Consider the following 20,962-nt stretch of genomic DNA (forward strand, 5'->3'; position numbering starts at 1 on the left):
GGACATGACGGATACGGCAGGGCGGCCCCGCACTGAGCCGAAGCAGGCCGCCGCGGCCACGGACCAGGTTGAGTTACGCCGGCTCCTGGCAGGTTTGACGGCGGTGCGTGACGGAGATTTCGGTACCCGGCTGCCCACCGACGCCGACGGGCTACTCGGTGAGATCGCGACTGTCTTCAACGGCATGGTGGATCAGCTTTCGCTGTTCACTTCCGAGGTCACTCGTGTCGCGCGCGAGGTCGGCACGGACGGGCGGCTGGGTGGTCAGGCCGAGGTGCCGGGCGTGTCCGGTACCTGGAAGGACCTCACCGACTCGGTGAACGCGATGGCGGGCAACCTGACCAGCCAGGTGCGTGACATCGCTCAGGTCGCCACCGCGGTCGCCCAGGGCGATCTGTCGCAGAAGATCGATGTGGACGCTCGCGGGGAGATCCTGGAGCTGAAGAACACGGTCAATACGATGGTCGATCAGCTGTCGTCCTTCGCCGACGAGGTCACCCGAGTGGCCCGCGAGGTCGGCTCGGAAGGTCAGCTGGGCGGGCAGGCCGAGGTACCCGGTGTCGGCGGTGTGTGGCGCGACCTGACCGACTCGGTGAATTTCATGGCCGGCAACCTGACTGCCCAGGTGCGCAATATCGCCCAGGTGACCACCGCGGTCGCGGGCGGGGACCTGAGCCAGAAGATCACCGTCAGCGCCCGCGGGGAGATTCTGGAGCTGAAGAACACCATCAATACGATGGTCGATCAGCTGTCCTCGTTCGCGGACGAGGTCACCCGCGTATCCCGCGAGGTGGGTACGGAAGGGATCCTCGGCGGTCAGGCGGACGTCAAGGGTGTCTCCGGCACCTGGCGTGACTTGACCGACTCGGTGAACTTCATGGCCGGCAATCTGACTGCGCAGGTGCGCTCGATCGCCCAGGTGGCCACCGCGGTGGCCGGTGGCGATCTGACGCAGAAGATCCGGGTGGATGCGCGCGGTGAGATTCTGGAGCTGAAGAACACCATCAATACGATGGTCGATCAGCTCTCGGCCTTCGCCGATGAGGTCACCCGGGTCGCCCGGGAAGTGGGCACCGAGGGCAGGCTGGGTGGGCAGGCCGACGTCAAGGGCGTGTCGGGAACCTGGAAAGACCTCACCGAATCGGTTAATGGCATGGCGGACAACATCACCGCGCAGGTGCGCTCGATCGCGCAGGTCACGACCGCGGTGGCCGGTGGCGATCTGACGCAGAAGATCCGGGTGGATGCGCGCGGTGAGATTCTGGAGCTCAAGGAGACCATCAATACGATGGTCGATCAGCTGTCCTCCTTCGCCGACGAGGTCACCCGCGTCGCCCGGGAGGTCGGCACCGAGGGCAATCTCGGCGGCCAGGCGACCGTGCGCGGCGCCTCGGGCACCTGGAAGGATTTGACCGACAACGTCAATGTCATGGCCTCGAACCTGACCAGTCAGGTGCGTTCCATCGCGCAGGTCGCCACCGCGGTGGCACGCGGGGATCTGAGCCAGAAGATCACCGTGGAGGCGAAGGGCGAGGTCGCGGCGCTGGCCGGGGTCATCAATACGATGGTCGACACGCTGTCGGCCTTCGCGGACGAGGTCACCCGTGTCGCCCGGGAGGTCGGCACCGAGGGCATGCTCGGCGGCCAGGCCCGTGTGTCGAATGTGGCGGGCACCTGGAAAGACTTGACCGACAACGTCAATTCCATGGCCAACAACCTGACCAATCAGGTGCGCAATATCGCCCAGGTGACCACCGCGGTCGCCCAGGGTGATCTGACTCGAAAGATCGACGTGGACGCGCGCGGGGAGATCCTCGAGCTCAAGACCACGATCAATACGATGGTCGATCAGCTTTCCGCGTTCGCCGCCGAGGTGACCCGTGTTGCCCGTGAGGTCGGATCGCAAGGCCGGCTCGGCGGGCAGGCGGAGGTCGAGGGCGTTTCGGGAACGTGGAAACGATTGACCGAGAACGTGAATGAGCTCGCGGGCAACCTGACTCGGCAGGTGCGCGCCATCGCCGAGGTCACCAGCGCCGTTGCCGAGGGTGACCTGACGCGGTCCATCACCGTCGAGGCGTCCGGTGAAGTCGCAGAGTTGAAGGACAACATCAACTCGATGGTGGGATCACTGCGCGAGACCACCAAGGCCAATCAGGACCAGGACTGGTTGAAGACGAACCTGGCCCGGATCTCCGGTCTCATGCAGGGCCAGCGTGACTTGAACGTGGTGGCCGAGCTGATCATGGACGAACTGGCGCCGCTGGTGTCCGCGCAATTCGGCGCGTTCTACCTGGCCGACGATACGGCCGAACAGCCGGAACTGGGATTGATCAGCTCGTACGGTAGCTCCGAAGAACCCGGCGCCGCAACACGATTCGCGTTCGGCCAGTCCCTTGTCGGTCAGGCCGCGCGCAGTCGTCGCACCATCGCCGTCGACGATGTGCCCGGCGACTACGTCACGATTTCCTCCGGGCTGGGGCAGACCGCGCCGGTCAATCTGCTGGTGCTGCCGATCGGGGTCGAGGATCAGGTGCTCGGTGTGATCGAGCTGGCCTCACTGCACCGCTTCACCCATACACATCGAGATTTCCTCGACCAGCTGATGGAGACGGTGGGCGTCAACGTCAACACCATTATCGCCAACGCCCGCACCGACGAACTGCTGGTCGAATCGCAGCGGCTGACCACCGAGCTGCAGGCCCGGTCGAAGGAATTGCAGGTGCGGCAGGAAGAATTGCAGCAGTCCAACGCCGAGATGGAGGAGAAGGCGGCACTGCTGGCCATGCAGAACCGCGACATCGAAGCCAAGAACCTGGAGATCGAGCAGGCTAGACAGGAGCTCGAGACCCGTGCCCGGGAGCTCGCGCTCGCCTCGAAGTACAAGTCCGAATTCCTGGCCAATATGAGCCATGAGCTGCGCACACCGCTCAACAGTCTGCTGATTCTCGCCCAGCTGCTGGCCCAGAACCCGACCCGTAACCTCACGCCGAAGCAGGTCGAATATGCGGGCATCATCCACTCGGCCGGGTCGGATCTGCTGCAGCTGATCAACGACATCCTCGATTTGTCCAAGGTCGAGGCGGGCAAAATGGATATCACGCCCGAACAGGTGCCGCTGCGCAAGCTGCTGGACTACGTCGAGGCCACCTTCCGGCCGATGACCACGCAGAAGAGCCTCGGATTCCAGATCACCAGCGGTCCCGATCTGCCCGTCGAGCTGCTCACCGATGATTCCCGGCTACGGCAGGTGCTGGGCAACCTGCTGTCCAATGCGGTGAAATTCACCGAGACCGGATCGGTCGAACTGCGCATCGAGCCCCCCGTGGCGAGTGAGCTGCCCACCGCTGTGCGCCGGCACGGCCCGGCCATCGCCTTCCGTGTGGTCGACACCGGCATCGGCATTGCCGAGCATCAGCTCGAGTCGATCTTCGGCGCGTTCCAGCAGGCAGACGGCACGACCAGCCGCAAGTACGGCGGCACCGGGCTGGGCCTGTCGATCAGCCGGGAGATCGCGTATCTGCTCGGCGGGGTCATCACCGCGGAAAGTGCTCCGGGCCAAGGCAGTACGTTCACGCTCTTCCTTCCGATCGCGCGACCGGACTTCCAGGAGGTGCCTTACCCGGAGCGCGAGGTTGCGCAACCCGACAGCCGCCCGGCCCTGCCCGGCCCGGCGACACCGCCGCGGCAACGCCGATTGCTCGTGGTGGAGGAACGCCCGGAGGGCCTGTTGTCGCTGGTCGCGCAGAGCGCGGTGGCCGACCTTGCCGACAGCAACGACCCGCGAGGTCCGGTCCAGGTCGTCAGCGCGACGGGAATCGAGGAGACGGCGGCCGCGATGGCCGCCCAGACATTCCACTGCGTGGTGCTGGAACTGGATATGCCGGACAATGCCGCGTTGCAGTTTTTGGAGCGGATGGACGGGAACGCCGCATTGCGTACCGTTCCGGTGCTCGCGCACAACCGCCGCCTCGACGCCGAGCAGGAGCGCCGGCTACGAGAGCGCATCGTTCGCCAGCCGTTGGAGCTGCTGTCCAGTCTCGACGAGCTGCGGGAGCGAATCGCATTGCACATCACTGCCGAGGCGCCGGGCGACGTGCTGCCCCTGGTGCGGCGTGAGGAAGCAGCGGCCGTGGCACCGCAGCAGCCGGTCGGCGAGCTCGCCGGGCGCACAGTACTCATTGTGGATGACGATGCCCGTAACCTGTTCGCGCTCAGCAGTATTCTCGAATTGCACGGCATCAGCGTGCTGCACGCGGAGAACGGGCGCGAGGGCATCGACAAGCTTCTCGCCCACCAGGAGACCGACCTGGTTCTGATGGACGTGATGATGCCCGAGATGGACGGATATACCGCGACTGCGACGATTCGTGAGATGCCGCGGTACGCGGAGCTGCCGATCATCGCCGTGACCGCCAAGGCCATGCTGGGGGATCGGGACAAGAGCCTCGCCTCGGGCGCCAACGACTATGTCACCAAGCCGGTCGACGCGGATGCGCTGCTGGCGTGTATCCAGCACTGGCTGGGCGCTTGATGGTCGATTCCAACACCCGCGACCCCGGGGACGGAATGATCACCCACGGTGGACAGGTCGCACAGCCTGTCCACACACGCCTCGCGGCGACGGTGGAGCGCCTGCGCAGAGAGGTCCTGCGGGCGCAGGCCACGGCCGATGGGCGTGCGCTGATCGAGATGGCCAAAGGTGTACTGGTAGAACGACTTCGGTGTGGACCAGCGCAGGCGGCACGGCAGCTGGACATCCTGTCCGCGCAAGCGGGCATCACGCAGCTCGAGCTGGCCGCCGATCTGGTCAACCAGGCCGCGCAGGACAGGGTCAGCGTGGCAGCAGGCCAGTTCCTGCGGCGGACCGCCACGGCGGGCGAAGCGAGGGCGGCCGTCTGGTTGCGGACCGCCGAGAGCGGGATGCTCGCGGCCAGTGACACGCAGCGCGTGGCGGAGTCGGTGCTCGAACATGCCGTTGCGCCGCTGGGCGCCACGGCCGTCGCGGTTTGGTCCGCCGGCACCGATGGGTCGCTGACCCTGATCGGTTTTGCCGGGATAGCGCCGCACGAAGCCGAGCGGTGGCGCTACGTGCCGCCGGGGGTGGCTACCCCGGCGCGCCAGGCGCTGGCGGAGCGCAACGCCTTGTGGATCGAGAGCCTCGGCGCGTCCGGGCTGCCCTCGATCGGCGACCGTGGTGGCAGGGCGGCGATCCCGGTGGGCACGGGCGGCAAACTACTCGGCGTGCTGGAGGTGTGCTGGCCACACGCGATCGAACCGCAACCGCCGCAGGTGCTCCGGCAGTTCGAGGCGCTGGCAGAGCTGTGCGCGCACACCTTGGAGTCGGACCTCGCCGTCGCGTCCACGCCACACCGATCCGACGTTGCCGACCTCGTCCGACTTGCCGAGGGGCTGTTCGATCCGGCACTGGTGCTGCTGCCCCATCTCGATCGCGACGGCGCCCTCGCTGATTTCCGTATCCACCATGTCAATGCCTGCTTCGTTGATCCGGCCGGTCGATCGCGTGGTCTGATCAGCGGGGCGTTGCTGCTCGAGGCGTACCCGATGGCCGCGTCCGAGGGCCGGCTGTTCGAGCGGATCGAGCACGTCTTCGCCACCGGCGAGACCTATCGCACCGACCGGATGACGCTGACAGAACTGGTCGACCAGGTACCGCTGACCGTCTCGGTCGCGCTGAGCATCAGCCGCCACGGTGACACCGTGCTCGTGGTGTGGCGGGTAGAGCACGATGCGGCGCGGCTCGCGACGCTGTTGCAGCACGCCCAGCGTCTGGGCCGGGTCGGGGCGTTCGAGGAGAATGCGGCCAACAGCGAGATCACCTGGAGCGAACAGCTTTTCACCCTCTACGGGCTGGCGCCGGCCGCAGACCCCATCCCGCTCGCGCAGCTCCCGAGCCACGTGCACGACGCCGACTCGGACACGGTGCGGCAGTTTCTGCGAACCCTGTTGCGCTACCGCCGTCCAGCCTCCACCGCATTCCGCTTGATCCGTCCCGGCGGTGTTACGCGGCATACCCGAATCATCGCCGAACCGGTGCTCGACACGGCAGGGCACCTGCTCGCCATTCGTGGTGCGTACCAAGATGTTTCGGCGCAGCACTGGACCGAGATCGCGCTGTCGGCCACCCGGGACCGGCTCACACATTCCGAAGAGCACGCCGCTGAGCAAAGTCGCCTGGCCCGCCAGCTGCAACAGGCGATCATGCCCGACGCACAGCCGGCCACCGACGCGTTCGGATTGCGCATCGCGGTGCGCTATCAGCCGACCTCGCAGGATCACCTGGTCGGCGGCGACTGGTACGACACCATCGTGCTGCCCACCAAGGAGATCCTGGTGTCTGTCGGCGACATCGCCGGCCACGGCATCACGGCGGCGACCGGAATGGTCGTGCTACGCAACGCCTTACGCGGCCTCGCCGCCACCGGCGCGGGGCCGGGTCAGATGCTGACATGGCTGAACCTGGTGGCCTATTTCCTCACCGACAGAATCTTCGCCACGACGGTCTGCGGCCTGTACAACCCGCAGACGCGAGTACTGCGCTGGGCCCGTGCGGGTCATCCGCCGCCGGTGCTGATCCGCGCGGGTCGAGCATCCAGCCTGCCCGCGCTCAAGGGCATGATTCTCGGCGCATCGGCGGAGTCGACCTATCAAGAGGGCGAACTTCAGCTGGAGCAGGACGATACCCTCCTGCTCTACACCGACGGCCTGATCGAACGCCGTGACCGGCAGCTGGATGACTGTGTGGAGCGGTTGCTCACGATCTCTGCCCAATTCACCGGGAGTCTGGACGACCGGCTGGACCATCTGCTCGCCACCAGCGATGCCGACACCGACGACGACACCTGCGTGGTCGGTATCCACGTCGGACCGACCACCGTCTCTTCCTGATCTATCACACCGAAATCCTTGTGTTGACATTCGAAACGCGTTGCATCAGAGGCGAATACGAAGTCTCATCGGCGCACCCCGGTTCGTGTGCGCAGTTCGGGCCGTCCGATATCGACGGGCTTGATGACCGTCTGGCGCGGTGAGTTCTCGCTGCTATGGGCATCATCCGCCCGCGTTCATTTCGGGATATCGCCCTCGTAGTCCATGTTCGCGGCTTGATCCTCGGTCGTCGCCGGCGCGTCCTGTTCCGCGTCCGTGTGCTTGTCGTCATCGGGGCGGGTGTCGTTGTCTTCGAGACGATCCTCAGCAGGCTGGGAGGTCATGATCTCAGTCCTTTCCGAGTGCTGCGGCCAGTTGGGACTTGGTCATCTTGGAGCGGCCCTTGATATTTCGCTGTTTGGCCTCGTTGTAGAGCTGATCGCGGGTCAGTCCTTTGGGGCCGCCTCGCCCGGAGCGCTGCCCGCCCCGCTGTTGAGGTGATTTCCCTGTCAGGGAGGTGCGGCTGGCGGTTTTCGTCTGCCCTGCTCGCGCGCGATTCTTGTTCACGATGCGAGCCCCGATCTCTTCGGCGCGCCTGGGGCCCGCACCGCGGTCCTCGGCGGAGTCTTTGATGTGCTCGTACTGGCGTTCCTGCTTATCTGTCCATTCCTTCGGCATGGCAACCTCCTCGGGTGTGGTGGTCTGCAGGGGCCGACTCGGACCATGGGCTTCGCATTCCGTGGCTCGGGATCCTACGAGCATCCGGTTTGATCTTGATCCGGCTGGGTATCGCCGCCACGCAGCGGGAAGATCCCGGTAGCCGTTGGTACCGCTGGTAATTCAATCCAGGACGTGTACGCGAGCCCCGGTCGCCTACGGGTGGTACTACCAGCCATTGGGTGGTGGGATCCCTGTTCGCTCTTCGGCGGTGTGCGCGCAGAGATGGTGGGGCAGCAGGATGGTCAGCTGTTCGACTACTGTCTCGAGAATCCTTCCACCAGTCCGGTTCGCGAGCACCGGACGGCTTGTGGTAAATCAGACATATGCCTCGTACCTCACCGATCAGTGCCTGGAAGTCGTTGCGGGAGGGCAACGACCGTTTCGTTGCCGGTGCCCTGCAGCACCCTGGGCAGGGAGCCTCGGCTCGGGCCGAGCTCGTCGGCGGGCAGCAACCATCGGCGATCCTGTTCGGCTGCGGAGATTCCCGAGTGGCCGCAGAGATCGTATTCGATCAGGGGTTGGGCGACATGTTCGTCGTTCGTATCGCCGGCCACGTCCTGGACGCGTCGGTATTGGGCTCGATCGAATACGGCGTACAGGTTCTCGGTGTGCCACTTATCGTGGTGCTGGGCCACGACAGCTGCGGCGCGGTCCGGGCCACCATCGATGCGCTCGACGGCGGCCGCGTGCCCGGAGGGTTCATCCGTAGTCTCGTCGAACGAGTGACCCCCTCCATCCTGATCGGCCGCAGCGAAGGCCTGACCAGCGTCGACGAACTTGAAGCCCGGCACGTCGTGGAGACCAGTCGTCTGCTGATGCAACGCTCGACGATCATCGCGGGGCGGGTAGCGGCCGGAGAGCTGGCCATAGCCGGAGTCACCTATACCCTGACGGACGGCCGCGCGCATTTGCGCGGGGTCATCGGCGATATCGGCGAGGTAACCGCCGACCTCCAAGAATGACCATATCCGGTTTGCTTCTCTCCATTTCGCGGTGACCGCAGCTTCAGCCACCCAACTCGACCACACGGCGTAGATCGCAGTAGTAGGTGCTGTTCCCAGGCTGGGAAATGGCCTCCGGCAGGGTGTTTCGCATATTCGCGGATGTTCGGGAATGCTTCGCGGCTCCGGTTTGATATCGCGCCGGAAGACCCGACAGTACGGTCGGTGTGTCGATTCGGGCGGGGCCCGGTTGTCGGGTCACCGCCTGCTGCTCACCGACAGGCGCGGTGGTTCCGGGCAGTGTTGATGGACAAGACAGTCGGCCAGGCAACGTTTCCGGAACGCCAACTACCGAGCGCCGAGTTCTATAGACCGCCCGGGGGGAATTGAGCGTGCGTCCAGTCTGAATTGCTCCCAGATAACCATAGCTTTTCGAATTCGGGTAACACACGGCCTGACACATTCGAATGAGAGGTATCGAATAACAAAGTCTGGGAGTGATTTACGATGTCGGCAAGAACATTCACAGCCGTGGTGGTCGCTGTGGCCGCGGTTGCGCTCAGCGCATCATCTGCCGTCGCGGACCCTGCGACGACCACGACACCCGCCCCGGGCGCAGGTCTCGGGCTCGGTGTCGACGTCGGTATCGGTGGCAACGGCGGGGCGAACGCGGCGGGCGGCGGCGCCGTGACCGCGGCACCCGGCGGGGGTAACGGGTCTCCCGGAGGTGCGGGGGCCGGGTTGGGTATCGGCGTGCAGGGCGGCGGCAACGCCGGCGTGTCCGTGCAGCCGAGTATCAGCGTGAACCCCGGCGTGACTGCTGGTGGTAACACCGGTGGCGGTGTTCAGGTCGGCGGGAACGCCGGCGGCGGTGTCCAGGCCGGTGGCAACGGGGATCTGGGGGCAGGCGGGCAAACCGGTGGCGACGCCGGCGGTGGCGTGCAGGTCGGTGGGGACGCTGGTGGTGGGGTGCAGACCGGCGGTGGTGTGCAGGTTGGTGGGGACGCTGGTGGTGGGGTGCAGACCGGCGGTGGTGTGCAGGTTGGTGGGGACGCTGGTGGTGGGGTGCAGACCGGCGGTGGTGTGCAGGTTGGTGGGGACGCTGGTGGTGGGGTGCAGACCGGCGGTGGCGTTCAGGTTGGTGGGGACGCTGGTGGTGGGGTGCAGACCGGCGGTGGCGTTCAGGTCGGCGGGAACGCTGGTGGTGGGGTGCAGACCGGCGGTGGCGTTCAGGTCGGCGGGAACGCTGGTGGTGGGGTGCAGACCGGCGGTGGTGTGCAGGTCGGCGGGAACGCTGGTGGTGGCGTGCAGACCGGGGGCGGTGTCCAGGCGGGCGGTCTGGGTGGCATCGACCTGGTGGCCGCGGGAGCCGGCGCGGCCGGAGCGGACACGGTGTACGGCATGGAAATCCCGCCGGCCGCGACCACCGGCATCACCGGCGGTGTTGCGGTCACCGACCAGGTTCCGGCGGGCGGATACGTCGTTCCCAAGGGTGCGCCGGAAACCGGTGCGGGTGGTATGGCCCGTGCCGTGAGCGCACAGTGATCACCGCGCGCGCAAACACCATGAGCACGTGGGGAATTCGCCGGACACCGGGCGCTGCCCTCGTCGCCGCGGTCGCGGTCATCGCGGCCCTCGTCGCGGGCTGCGGATCCTCGGCCGACACCTCCTCGCCATCGACCACGACTGCGGCGGTACCGGCCACCGGTGTGCAGACGGCGGCATCGATCAGCCGATCCACCCCGGTGTCGTTCGACATCGCCTCGATCAAGGCGTCCGGTTCGCTGATCTCGTTGGGCCGCAACACCGATGGCTCGGTTCAGGTTCCCGCGGACTACCAGCAGGCGGGCTGGTATCAGCAGGGGCCCGCCCCCGGCGAGCAGGGCTCGGCGGTCATCCTGGGGCACGTCGACTCCTACAAGGGCACCGGTATCTTCTTCTCGCTCAAGAAGGTCAAGCCGGGCGACATGATCGATGTAGCCCGCGCGGATGGAAAGACCGCGCATTTCAAGGTCACCGACGTTCGGATGTACCTCAAATCCCAATTCCCCGACCAACTCGTCTTCGGCCCGCGCGGCGGCGCGACCTTGCAGGTGGTCACCTGTGGCGGCGATTTCGACCAATCCGCCAAGAGCTACCTCTCCAACGTGGTCGTCTTCTCCTCCCTCGACTCGGTTACCTAGCCGCAGTGGCGGCGCCCCGCGGAAAGTGTGTGCGGGCCGACCCGATCGCTCGGCCTGCACCCGCATCTCTCCGAGCGGAGAGGTCCTATTCGGTCGCTCCCATTTCTCAGAGGCCGCCGATGCCCTTACCGAGAACTGCCGAGCCCATGACGAGCAGCACTATGGCCATCACCATGTGATTGTTGGCCTGCAACCAGTTCTTCAGCGATTCCAGGCTGCCGCGCACCCGATCGGCGGCGACTCGGTAACCGATGGCCGGAACCAGCACTGTCACCGCTGCGAGCACCGCGGTCGGCGGACAGTTCCGGGGGTGGGCGCTTCGGTTGGGACCGTTTGTGCGCGCCCAGTCGATGCCGCGTCGCCGTGAACCCGAACGCCGCCACGACAACCCATCAGGCACGAAAGCTTAAGTAGCAGAATGCGTTTCGTTGTCAGCGCACTTGACAGCGGGTCAAGTGCTCAAACCGACTGCGAAATGCATGGTCAGGCCGTCTCCGTTTGGCTCAGGCGCTCCGGAAATGCGCAGAATCCGGCCTCGTGAAGAAGCAGGTCGGAGCGGGAAACCCGCTCGGACCTGTCGGCCTACCGGGACGGTACTCGAAACATCGACAGGCTGAGCAGTTGCAGAAGGTCATCAAGCTGGCGGCTGGAACCGCACCGCGACGGCCGGCGAAGACACGCAGCTCAGTGCAGGTACGTCGGCTGGATCGACGGCTCTCCGCTGTCACAATCGCCGCTCTGGTTGCCACCTACAAGGCTGGGACCTCGGCCAACCAGCTGTGCGAGCAGTCCCAGCGGTGCCCGGTGCCGCTCATGGGCTGTCGCTGGTTTGCCGGCCAGGAGGCACACGGTGGGTTATCGGATTCGCAAGGTGTTTCTCTTCGGCGGGCGTATCCGCAGATGCTGTCAGCGTCGACACCGTTTCTTCGGTTGGTGACGGCGCGGGAGACCAATCGATCGTACCTATCTTGAATGAATAGACGTCAGTGTCGATTCCGGCGTTCCACAGCCTCTCCGTCATTCCCTCTGCCGAGGCGTCGCCGTAACAGAGTGCGGATACGGTTGTCCGGCTGTTCTTCTCGATGGCCTGCCGATAATGGTTGTCGGCGGAGAGTACGAGGCCGAAAGCTTGGCCATCTACGAGCACGTCTGCCGTTGTCCCGTCGTCGGATCGAGTACGAATGACGACCTGGCCGTCGGGGGCACCGTGGCCGAAGAGGTAAGTCGGCGGCTGCCCGCCGGCCTCGCTAGCCTTCCGTTTAAGCTTGCTCCCCGAACCATTCACCAACGACTTCGCACACGGTCGGCTCGGCGGTGGCGAGAGCGCGCAGTTGCTGCGCATGAGGGTCGAACTCGGGCTGGCGTATCGCTTTCTGCAAGGATTCCATGTCGGACCATTCCGCGATATTGACGTAGGCGGTGGGCGCGTCGGAGACCTTGAGTAGGCGGTTACGGAGATGACCAGGCGCGCGCCGGAAAAACTCAGATGTGCCGACAAAGACCTGCTCGAATTGGTCGGCTGGCCCGGTGACGGTGAAGCGGTTGATGAGGATGATCATTTCTGGGCTCCTTTCGGGTGGGGGTAGCGGGTCACGCCAGTTCAACGAGGGTGGCGCGACCGTTTTGACTGCAGTGCGACAGGCCAATTCCCCTATTGGAACCACCGGGAGGACGTGGTGCCCGGATAGAAACTTCAATGGGCGCTGTAGTCATGTAACCACCTGCCGGTTCCCCCTCTTATTCCCATTCCTGGGAATCGATCCGTGATCTGACGCAAGGACTTTCGGTTCTGTTTGAACCCGAAGCCGATCCGCATCTCCATGCACGGCTATCGGAGATCTGGTGACAGTATTTCCGGTGACTCGGCATAAGGACTGCGGAACAGATGGCGCCCGCCACCATCAGTCCCGCACAGATCAATAGGACGGCCCGGAAGCAGACGCCGAATGCCACTGCATCCGTGAGGGAGTGACCCGACATACCTGCGAGACCCGGCAGCGCCGCGACCGCCAGGAGCTGACCTGTCCGCGAAACCGTGTAGTTCACGCCCGAAGCGATCCCGATCTCGCTCGGGTGTACCGAGTCGAGCATGGCGCTCGTGAGTGGAGCGGCGTACACGGCCCACCCCGCACCGAGCAGTATCGTCCCCGGCAGCACCGCACTACAGAATGGCGCCGCCACACCGATACGGGTCAACAAGATCAGTCCGAGGGCGGCGAGCGCCGGACCGGCAATCATGGGGACCCGTGCGCCATGTCGCTGTGCCCAGTGGCCCATCCTTTTGGAGGCCACCAGCAGAATGAAAGTCACCGGAACCGTTGCCGCTCCCGCTTCCAGTGGTGTATACCGCGCGACCACCTGCAACTGGAGCACCAGCAGGAACAGCCCACAACTCACTGCGGCGTCCACCAGCAACGTCACCAGATTCGCCGTGGGAAAGACACGCGAAGTGAACAACACCGGCGGGACCAAAGGGTGATCCGATCGAACCTGTATCGCGACGAACAGAACCAAGATCGCCACCCCGCAGAGGTCCACCCAGACAAGCCCGCTGATGAGTCCGAAGGCCAGTCCGCACAGGCCCGCCACCGCGGCGAGCACGCCAGGGAGGTCCATCGGCACGTTTCGGTCCGAATCCCGGTACTCCGGAACATATTTCAGCAGAATCACCGCTGCGATGAGGGCTAGAGGAGCATTGATCAGAAACGCCGCGCGCCAGCCTGCAACCTCGACCAGCCCGCCGCCCGCGATCGGTCCGGCGATCCCTGCCAGCCCGCCCAGCCCCGCCCATGCGCCTATGGCCGCGCCGTGGTCTCGGCGATCGATCGAGGTCGAGATGAGCGCGAGCCCCGAGGGCAGCACCACGGCCGCCGCGATGCCTTCCACGACCCTGGCCGCAACCAGCATCTCGAGGTTCGACGCAATGCTGCATAGTCCACAGGCCAGAGCGAATCCGACGCTGCCGCAGATGAATACACGCCGGCGCCCGAACCGGTCGCCGAGCTCGCCCGCAGGTAGTATCAGTGCGGCCAGGGCCAGTGTGTAACCACTCACGACCCACTGTGCAGCGAACACATCGGCGCCGAGCGCTCGGCCGATACTCGGCAGGGCGATGTTCACCAGGGTGCTGTCCAGGGACACCATCGCCCAACCCAGCGACGCTGCGGCGATCACCCACCTCCCGGTTGCCGAGCGCAACCGCGGTGGCGTGTGAAGCGATTCACCGCCTCCGGCAAGGACATTCGTCACCGACGGCGGCCGAGCACCAGGGCGAACCGGTCATCGGGGTCGGTCCACGACTGCTGCACCGGGAATCCGGCGACCCTCAACTCTGCGTGAAATGCCGGTAATCGGAACTTCGCCGATATCTCGGTCCGTATCTGTTCGCCGACCGCGAAGTGTACGACGAGGCCCAGGTCGGCAAAGGTGACGGTCATGTTCGCGCTCGCTTCGAGCCGCATCTCGATCCATTCGTTCTCGGCGTCCCAGACCGCGACGTGATCGAAACAATCAGGCTCGAAATCAGCTCCCAATCGAGAGTTCAACACATGCAGGACATTCCGGTTGAACTCTGCGGTCACGCCGGCTGTATCGTCGTACGCGGGGACCATGATCTCTGGATCGGTCATCAACCCCACCCCGAGCAACAGATATTCCCCGGGATTCAGCACGTCGTGAACACGGCGGTAGAATTCGGCGCGCTGCTCCGGCGCCAAATTGCCCAGAGTGCCACCCAGCATTGCGACGGTCCGATGTCCGGCCTGTGGTAGTGCGTGCAGCATCGATGTGAAATCGCTGACGACACCATGGGTTTCGAGAGTCGGGAATTCATGGGCGATCAACGACATCGCCTCGCGGAGCGCGGATCCGGAGATGTCCTGCGGTAAATAGCCGCGCAGCGATCCACGGTTGTCCAAGGCCCGCAACAACAAGCGAGTCTTCTCCGAGGACCCCGAACCGAGTTCCACCAGCTCCTCGGTCTCGGAGACCGAATCGGCGATATCTCCGGCGTGGCAGCGCAGCAGGGCTCGCTCGGTGCGCGTCGGGTAGTACTCGGGCAGCTCAGTTATCGAATCGAACAGCTTGCTGCCCCGAGCGTCATAGAACCATTTGGATGGCAACCACTTTCGCGTTGCGGTCAAGCCCCGGATGACATCGGATCGCAACGATCCCTGGATGTCGTCCTCGGAAATCTGGACATCTATTGTCGGCGCTGTCGTCACGCTGTGCCCTTCCTGCAGTCCCCGGAGCGGAGATGGGCTCTGGGGGTAATGCTCGACACCCGAGCCGAAACTATCGGAATCGCCTCGGGCCAGCACATTTTCACATGTCGCCGAGCGGGCAGGACCCTCCAGCCGTGGGAAGCAACGAGAATTCGACACGCCGGCGAACGACTGGGCTGCCACCAGTTTGAATGGTGTGCGGCGGATTCGACTACGCAGCTCATTACATGGTGGAGTGAACGCGTCAGGAACATCTCATTGCTGATTAGTTGGTTGCGACGCGTACTACACCGTAGCCCAAGAGCTACCTGTGAATATCCACTCGCCTACCATCGCGCCAAGTTCTGGAATCGCACGCAACTATTTCATTCGACTGACCGGGGCCTTCTGTGCAGGTCCGGCGGTTTCGGGAGTTCTGATGCACCAGAATGGTTGCGGGAGAACAGGATTACGACACGGCCAATGCCTCGTCCCGCTAGGTTGATCCGCGACCCTTCTGGACGAGGCCCCAGAAGTAGCTCGGGGTTTGGTATGTGCCCCAGTCTCTGCACCTTTGCGCAGATGTTCGAGTTCCGCGCTTTCCGGGTTGGGATCGATCGGTTGTCATTCCTGTGGTGGATTCGGCAGTCCCAGTGCGGTATTGAGTCGATAGGCCCCGCGGAGTCCGTGGAAGACCGCCATGAGCAGGGCCCCGGCGGTCGCTGCGGCGAGGGCCGGAGCGAGATGGGCCGGCATGTCGGCCCAGAGGCCGAGCAGGACCGCCAGGGCCAGACCGAGAGTTCCGGCAATCGCATTGCGTAATGATGAATTGCCCCAGATGTTGGGAAACTGTTCCCCTGCAATGCCTTTGATAAAGTGAGGGGCCGCGTTCACGGCCATCAGGCCGGTGGTGATGGACAGCAGAATTGTGAGCCACATGAGGGAATGCTCCTTTTGGGTCAACGGTGTTGACTGAAGGTAGCAGGACGGGCCTATTAGGTCAACGTTGTAGACTGACTGGGTGAATTCACCGTCGGTGAGCCGCGCCGAGCAGCGCCGGCAAACGCAAACGCGCATCCTGCGCGCGGCCCGCAGGCAGTTCGCCGAGCTGGGCTACGAGGCCGCCACCATTCGGGCGATCGCTGCCGAAGCCGGCGCCGACCCGGGACTGGTCATGCGCTACTTCGGTTCCAAGAGTGAACTTTTCGCTCAGGTCGCGGGGATCGACCCCGATCGGGAGGTGACGGGATTGCCGGAGGAGGCCGCTGAGCAATTGCTCGCCGCTCTGCAGCACAAGCTCGCCGAGCAGCCGATCGACGCGCTGGTCGCGATCCGCGCCATGTTCGTGCACCCGGAGGCGGCCACGGACGTCAGGTCGGCCATGCTCGCCCAGCAGCGCCAGACCGCAGGCCATATGGGTGATCCCGATGCCGAGTTGCGGGCCGGCCTGATCGGTGCGATCACCCTCGGCGCAGTCATCGGACGGCACCTCCTGCAACTCGAGGGTTTGCGCGACGCCGATCCCGAACGCATCTGCGCGCTACTGCGCCCCGCCTTTCACGACGTCGTGCACGAGCCGCCCGTCCCGAGTCCGGAGGCCTCGTTTCGGTCGAGCGACCCGCCGGAGTGAGACACACCGTCCCTCTCGGTGGAGCGCCCGGGGCGGGGCGCAGCCGTCCACTCCGAGTGGGGGAGCGACTCCGGCCGCTGCGGGGCGGGGATATGTAGCCAGCGCAAGTCGTTGCCGTGCGGATGGATCCCCTGGTCGAACTTTGTGACATCGGACGGCGCTTCGCCGGCCGCCAGGGCTTTCCATGGATACGCCGTTTCTTGCGGAGACTCGGCGTTCGCCAGCAGATTCTCGAACGTGGATCGGTCGGCCTGTGACAGAGCGTCGAGTCGTTCCCGGCCCGGCCCGGGCCCGGCGCGCGATCGGACGCGACGACACCGCCGTCGCGGTCTGGGTGAAAGACGCGTGGCCGCAGGTAAAACAACCGCGGCGGCGCTCGGTGCCTGGCTCGTCTTGCCAAGACGACTCCGGATTCTCGATGATGCCGCCGACCACCCGCACCTGGTCCCCGCGCGGGCTCACACCGGTCATCCGCATGCACGGACGATGTTGTTGTATGAGTTAACGGCGTGTTGGTCGGTGCGGAACCCGAACCCAGCATTCGACGGCGTTGAGTCATCAGGACCCGGTCGGGGTGAAAGTGCGTACGGATATTCGAGGTTGACCCTGCTGACGCAAGTAGGGCCCGATCACGATCGCCCGGTTCGCCCTCCGATCGGTCTTCGGAGTAGGGGGCAATCGGCTCGACACTGGCTGTGACGCTGCCGCACCGGCTTCCCGCCAACCCATGGCAGGAGATTGCCCGTGCAGCACCAGAAGATTCCCAGAAATGGGAAGAGCAATGCGCGGCAGTGCCATATCGTCGTTGCGATACAGCAGGTGATGGCAGGAGTGGTGAGTGAATTATGCACCTATCCCGACGCATATAGCAGAGGTGGACAACCTCAGGGTTGCCGATTTACTGGCACGCGCTCGGCAGATTTGCGATCCACTCCTTCGGGAGGCCGTTGAATCGCTTCCGGAGCCATTGCGCCGAATGGCGGGATATCACTTCGGATGGTGGGATATCGATAGTGGGGAGGCGGCGGCTCGATCCGGAAAAAGGTTACGCCCAGCGCTATTGTTGTCAGCGGTCGAAGCGTATGGTGGATCGCTTGCCGCGGCAGCGCCTGCGGCGGCAGCCGTTGAATTGCTCCACAATTTCACGCTAATACATGACGATGTTATGGATCGTGACCGGTTTCGATTCGGCCGGGCGACGATCTGGCATGTATGGGGCACAGCCGACGCCATCCTACTCGGCGATACGATGCAATCAATGGCTACTGGACTGTTGGCGGCGCGCCTGCCGGGTCCGATGGCGGTGGGGGCCATCAACAGATTGGTATCCACATCGATCGAACTGTGCAGGGGCCAGCAACTGGATTGCGCTTTCGAGGAACGCTCACGAGTTGATATGCAGGAATACCTCGAGATGGCGATGGCCAAGACCGGAACGTTGATGGGCCTGGCGTGCGCGCTCGGAACGCTGTGCGCAGGAATGGGATCGGTCGAGGTCGAGGCGATGGACCGGTTCGGGCGCGAGCTCGGATCGGCATTCCAGTTCGTCGATGACCTCCTCGGCATCTGGGGGGATCCACGAGTGACCGGCAAGCCTGCGGGCCGAGACCTGGCTCGCCGCAAACGCTCGCTGCCGGTGGTCGCCGCTTTGGAATCCGAGGACGACCGTGCGGGTGAACTGGCCGAACTCTATCGAGCGAAAAGCCGAATGACTGCGGCAGATATTGCCCGGGCGACGGTGCTGGTAGAAGACATGGGCGGCCGACTTCGAACCGAATGGCTTGTCGGCGAACGGGTCTCGGCTGCACTGGCAGCCCTGCCGGACCGGTTGGACACCGCGGACCTCTTGGCGTTGACCGACGCCGCGATCAACAGGCGCGTCTGATATCCGTGCACCGGCGATCGTAATAACGCGCCCCACCGAGCCTCGAAATACAAGGACGCGAATGCGCGCGGATCTGGATCGGCTCGCCCCCCTTCGCGCACATATCGCACACTAGAAAGCAGCATCCATTGGACACCATGCCCACCGCGCCGGGCCGCAAGGCAGTGTTGGGTCACGCCCTCGAGTTCCGCCGTGATCCGCTCGGCTTCTTGCGGTCGCTCCGCTCCCACGGCGACGTCGTCCGGATCCACCTCGGACCGCTGCCGGTCTACGTGTTGACCACGCCCGGCCTCGTGCATCGCGTGCTCGTCGGCGAAGCCGGCAAGTACGACAAAGGCCGACTCTTCGACAACGCCCGCGGAGTCATCGGCAACGGCATCATCACCTCGGCAGGCGCAGTGCACCGCAGGCACCGGAGGATGATCCAGCCCGCCTTCCACCGCACAGTGGTCGCCGAGTATGCCGAGGTGATGAGCGCCGCCGCCAGCGCCATGGCCGACTCTTGGAAGCCCGGGCAGGCGATCGAGGTGGCCGAGGTAATGCGCAATCTGACCCTGGGAATCGTCGTACGCACAATGGTTTCCACCGACAGTGACCGGCGGCTGGAAAGTGAACTCCTGGAGTCCCTACCGGTTTTCCTGGCCGGGGTCGCCTGGCGAACGTACTCGCCGGCGCCATTCCTGGCGAAGATCCCCATCCCGGCGAACCGGCGGTTCGACGCCGCCGTCGCCGGCATGCGCGGCGCGTTGATCCGGACCGTCGAGACCGCCCGTGCGACTGGGGGCGAGAACCACGACGTGCTGGCCATGCTGCTCGCAGCGCGCAACGACGGGTCGGGGATGACCGACAAGCAGATCAACGACGAGCTGGTGACCCTGCTGGTCGCCGGTACCGAGACGGCGAGCTCCGCCCTCGCATGGATCTTCCACGAGATCGCTCACAACCCCGAGATCGAGGCCCGCCTGCGCGAGGAGGTCGATGCCGTCCTCGACTGCCGGTCCCGGCCCGCCGTGGCTGACCTGCCCGCGCTGACCTACACCCGCAGGGTCGTCGACGAGGCCCTGCGCCACTACGGGCTGCCGGCTCTGATGCGTCGGCCGACTGTGCCGGTGAACCTCGGCGGCCGATGGCTCCCAGCCGGTGCCGAACTGCTCTTCAGCCCGTACGCACTGCACCACGACCCGGTGACGTACCCAGAGCCCGACCGGTTCGACCCGGACCGCGAGTCGCCGACTGACCGCCGGGCGTTCATCCCGTTCGGTGGCGGCGCTCGGCAGTGCATCGGCAACGAGTTCGCCCTGATGGAGATGGTGATCGTCGTCGCTACGGTCGTCGCCCGCTGGAGCCTGCGCCCCGCCCCCGACCACACTGTGCGCCCGGTGGTGACCGGTGTGGTCGTCCCGAACAGACTGCCGATGATCCCCACCCCGCGCCTGGCCGCGTGACCCAGGAGGACCAGCATGACCACCCCGACCTTCCGACTGCCCGAACTGCGCGGCGCGCTGACCGCGGCCCGTCACCCGCTGACCGCACTTCTCATCGAGGAATCCGACGCCTGGGCGCGGAAGAACCTGGCGTTCCTCGGCGGTGGCGAGGTGGCCCGGCTGCTCGAACAGCAGCTCCCGCTGTGGACGGGCATGGTGTACACCGCCGGCGCCGCCGAGCGGGTGCGCGATGTCTGCGACATCACCTACCTGTTCGCCGCCCTCGATGACGACTGCGACGGCGTCGGTCCGCTGCAGACCGACCAGCAAAGGGCCAGAGCGGTTTTCGCCGGGATCAGTGCCGTGTTCGACGACCCCGAGCCCGACCCGGCAGCGCCCTACGCGGTCGCGTTCGCCGACATCTGGCGGCGCGTCTCGGCCCAGGCATCGCCCGACCTGCGCGACCGCCTCGGCGGGGCGCTCCGCCGCATCTTCGACGTGTGGGCTGAGAAGATCGGCGCCCTGTCGAACGAGCGTGCCTACGACATGGCCACGTACCTGCGGATGCGTCCGATCGACGTGATGATCAAGTTCTGGTTGCTGCTGTACGAGTACACACTCGACATCGAGCTCGGCCGGCTGTTCGTCACGCATCCCGAAGTGACCGCGGCGGAGGACCCCGCGATCCGCCACCTCTACTTGGTGAACGATCTTCTCTCGTACCGGCAGGAGTACTACGGCGACCACCACATGAACATTGTCGCCGTCCTGCGTCAGGAAGGCGTCGGTCGGCAGGACGCGGTCGACCGGACCTGTGAGCTGATCGCCGTGGCCGAACAAGACTTCCTGGCCGCACGCGACCGAATCCGCACCGGCGAACTGGGCTCCGACCCGGTCGTTTGCGCCTACCTGCTCGCGATCGAGCATCTGGTGTCCGGCAGCCTCGACTGGTCGTACCTGTCCTCCCGCTACCACGGTGCGGGCTACCAGTGGAACGGGCTCACCTCAGGGATCGTCATCATGCACCCGGAGATCACCGAGATCCTCGCGGGTTAGGCATATGGGTCCGGTTGACGTGGTGTCCGGTGCTCA

16 protein-coding genes are annotated in these 20,962 nt (G+C 65.2%); 9 read left to right on the top strand and 7 right to left on the bottom strand.

Features of this window, described 5'->3' with window-relative positions; all coding sequences use genetic code 11:
* Window positions 1-4: 4 nt before the first annotated feature.
* Window positions 5-4,531 (top strand): HAMP domain-containing protein, encoded by a 4,527-nt coding sequence (locus OG716_RS04375; protein ID WP_405136400.1) that lies wholly within the window; start codon window positions 5-7, stop codon window positions 4,529-4,531.
* A complete protein-coding gene (locus tag OG716_RS04380) occupies window positions 4,531-6,906 on the top strand; it encodes a SpoIIE family protein phosphatase (protein WP_405136401.1) in 2,376 nt (791 codons plus the stop codon). The genes OG716_RS04375 and OG716_RS04380 overlap by 1 nt, the downstream gene beginning before the upstream one ends.
* 176 nt (window positions 6,907-7,082) lie before the next feature.
* On the opposite strand, the gene OG716_RS04385 is transcribed toward OG716_RS04380, so the two are convergent.
* A complete protein-coding gene (locus OG716_RS04385) occupies window positions 7,083-7,229 on the bottom strand; it encodes a hypothetical protein (protein ID WP_405136402.1) in 147 nt (48 codons plus the stop codon).
* 4 nt (window positions 7,230-7,233) lie between these two features.
* A complete protein-coding gene (locus tag OG716_RS04390) occupies window positions 7,234-7,563 on the bottom strand; it encodes a plasmid stabilization protein (RefSeq protein ID WP_405136403.1) in 330 nt (109 codons plus the stop codon).
* Window positions 7,564-7,928: 365 nt separating this feature from the next.
* Here OG716_RS04390 and OG716_RS04395 point away from each other — a divergent pair, with 365 nt between their 5' ends.
* From OG716_RS04395 to OG716_RS04405, 3 genes are all read left to right on the top strand, one after another.
* Window positions 7,929-8,567, top strand: coding sequence for a carbonic anhydrase (locus OG716_RS04395; RefSeq protein WP_405136404.1), 639 nt, complete (start codon window positions 7,929-7,931; stop codon window positions 8,565-8,567).
* Window positions 8,568-9,053: 486 nt separating this feature from the next.
* The gene (locus OG716_RS04400; protein WP_405136405.1) at window positions 9,054-10,091 is read left to right on the top strand and encodes a hypothetical protein; all 1,038 of its coding nucleotides are present in this window, start codon (window positions 9,054-9,056) and stop codon (window positions 10,089-10,091) included.
* 20 nt (window positions 10,092-10,111) lie between these two features.
* The gene (locus tag OG716_RS04405; RefSeq protein WP_405136406.1) at window positions 10,112-10,729 is read left to right on the top strand and encodes a class F sortase; all 618 of its coding nucleotides are present in this window, start codon (window positions 10,112-10,114) and stop codon (window positions 10,727-10,729) included.
* Window positions 10,730-10,835: 106 nt separating this feature from the next.
* Here OG716_RS04405 and OG716_RS04410 read toward each other — a convergent pair whose 3' ends face one another.
* The 5 genes from OG716_RS04410 to OG716_RS04430 all read right to left on the bottom strand — a co-directional run bounded on the left by OG716_RS04410 (window position 10,836) and on the right by OG716_RS04430 (window position 15,870).
* Window positions 10,836-11,003, bottom strand: coding sequence for a GAP family protein (locus OG716_RS04410; RefSeq protein WP_405136407.1), 168 nt, complete (start codon window positions 11,001-11,003; stop codon window positions 10,836-10,838).
* Between the two features lie 985 nt (window positions 11,004-11,988).
* Complete coding sequence (locus tag OG716_RS04415) at window positions 11,989-12,288, bottom strand: antibiotic biosynthesis monooxygenase family protein (RefSeq protein ID WP_405136408.1); 300 nt, start codon at window positions 12,286-12,288, stop codon at window positions 11,989-11,991.
* 178 nt (window positions 12,289-12,466) lie between these two features.
* Window positions 12,467-13,873 carry an MFS transporter gene (locus OG716_RS04420; RefSeq protein ID WP_405139519.1) on the bottom strand — a complete coding sequence of 469 codons (1,407 nt, stop codon included), beginning with the start codon at window positions 13,871-13,873 and terminating at the stop codon, window positions 12,467-12,469.
* A 101-nt stretch (window positions 13,874-13,974) separates the two neighbouring features.
* Window positions 13,975-14,952 (bottom strand): L-histidine N(alpha)-methyltransferase, encoded by a 978-nt coding sequence (gene egtD / locus OG716_RS04425; RefSeq protein ID WP_405136409.1) that lies wholly within the window; start codon window positions 14,950-14,952, stop codon window positions 13,975-13,977.
* A gap of 603 nt (window positions 14,953-15,555) precedes the next feature.
* Window positions 15,556-15,870 carry a hypothetical protein gene (locus OG716_RS04430; protein WP_405136410.1) on the bottom strand — a complete coding sequence of 105 codons (315 nt, stop codon included), beginning with the start codon at window positions 15,868-15,870 and terminating at the stop codon, window positions 15,556-15,558.
* 82 nt (window positions 15,871-15,952) lie between these two features.
* Between OG716_RS04430 and OG716_RS04435 the strand changes: the two genes are divergently transcribed.
* The 4 genes from OG716_RS04435 to OG716_RS04450 all read left to right on the top strand — a co-directional run bounded on the left by OG716_RS04435 (window position 15,953) and on the right by OG716_RS04450 (window position 20,926).
* Window positions 15,953-16,561, top strand: a complete 609-nt coding sequence (locus tag OG716_RS04435) for a TetR/AcrR family transcriptional regulator (RefSeq protein ID WP_405136411.1) — start codon at window positions 15,953-15,955, stop codon at window positions 16,559-16,561.
* 853 nt (window positions 16,562-17,414) lie between these two features.
* Window positions 17,415-18,446, top strand: a complete 1,032-nt coding sequence (locus tag OG716_RS04440; protein ID WP_405139521.1) for a polyprenyl synthetase family protein — start codon at window positions 17,415-17,417, stop codon at window positions 18,444-18,446.
* A 137-nt stretch (window positions 18,447-18,583) separates the two neighbouring features.
* On the top strand, window positions 18,584-19,891 hold the full coding sequence (locus OG716_RS04445) for a cytochrome P450 (protein ID WP_405136412.1): 1,308 nt from the start codon (window positions 18,584-18,586) through the stop codon (window positions 19,889-19,891).
* A 15-nt stretch (window positions 19,892-19,906) separates the two neighbouring features.
* Window positions 19,907-20,926: a terpene synthase family protein gene (locus tag OG716_RS04450; protein ID WP_405136413.1), complete on the top strand. Its 1,020-nt coding sequence runs from the start codon at window positions 19,907-19,909 to the stop codon at window positions 20,924-20,926.
* Window positions 20,927-20,962: the final 36 nt, after the last annotated feature.

This window comes from Nocardia sp. NBC_01388 (genome assembly GCF_045040085.1).
Classification (GTDB): Bacteria; Actinomycetota; Actinomycetes; order Mycobacteriales; family Mycobacteriaceae; genus Nocardia.

Bases quoted from the DNA above. Each gene is read 5' to 3' on its own strand.
- OG716_RS04420 (WP_405139519.1), bottom strand. From the start codon at position 13,873: ATGGTGTCCCTGGACAGCACCCTGGTGAACATCGCCCTGCCGAGTATC.
- OG716_RS04400 (WP_405136405.1), top strand. From the start codon at position 9,054: ATGTCGGCAAGAACATTCACAGCCGTGGTGGTCGCTGTGGCCGCGGTT.
- OG716_RS04430 (WP_405136410.1), bottom strand. From the start codon at position 15,870: ATGTGGCTCACAATTCTGCTGTCCATCACCACCGGCCTGATGGCCGTG.
- OG716_RS04375 (WP_405136400.1), top strand. From the start codon at position 5: ATGACGGATACGGCAGGGCGGCCCCGCACTGAGCCGAAGCAGGCCGCC.
- OG716_RS04385 (WP_405136402.1), bottom strand. From the start codon at position 7,229: ATGACCTCCCAGCCTGCTGAGGATCGTCTCGAAGACAACGACACCCGC.
- OG716_RS04450 (WP_405136413.1), top strand. From the start codon at position 19,907: ATGACCACCCCGACCTTCCGACTGCCCGAACTGCGCGGCGCGCTGACC.
- OG716_RS04405 (WP_405136406.1), top strand. From the start codon at position 10,112: ATGAGCACGTGGGGAATTCGCCGGACACCGGGCGCTGCCCTCGTCGCC.
- OG716_RS04395 (WP_405136404.1), top strand. From the start codon at position 7,929: ATGCCTCGTACCTCACCGATCAGTGCCTGGAAGTCGTTGCGGGAGGGC.
- OG716_RS04445 (WP_405136412.1), top strand. From the start codon at position 18,584: ATGCCCACCGCGCCGGGCCGCAAGGCAGTGTTGGGTCACGCCCTCGAG.
- OG716_RS04415 (WP_405136408.1), bottom strand. From the start codon at position 12,288: ATGATCATCCTCATCAACCGCTTCACCGTCACCGGGCCAGCCGACCAA.
- OG716_RS04390 (WP_405136403.1), bottom strand. From the start codon at position 7,563: ATGCCGAAGGAATGGACAGATAAGCAGGAACGCCAGTACGAGCACATC.
- OG716_RS04380 (WP_405136401.1), top strand. From the start codon at position 4,531: ATGGTCGATTCCAACACCCGCGACCCCGGGGACGGAATGATCACCCAC.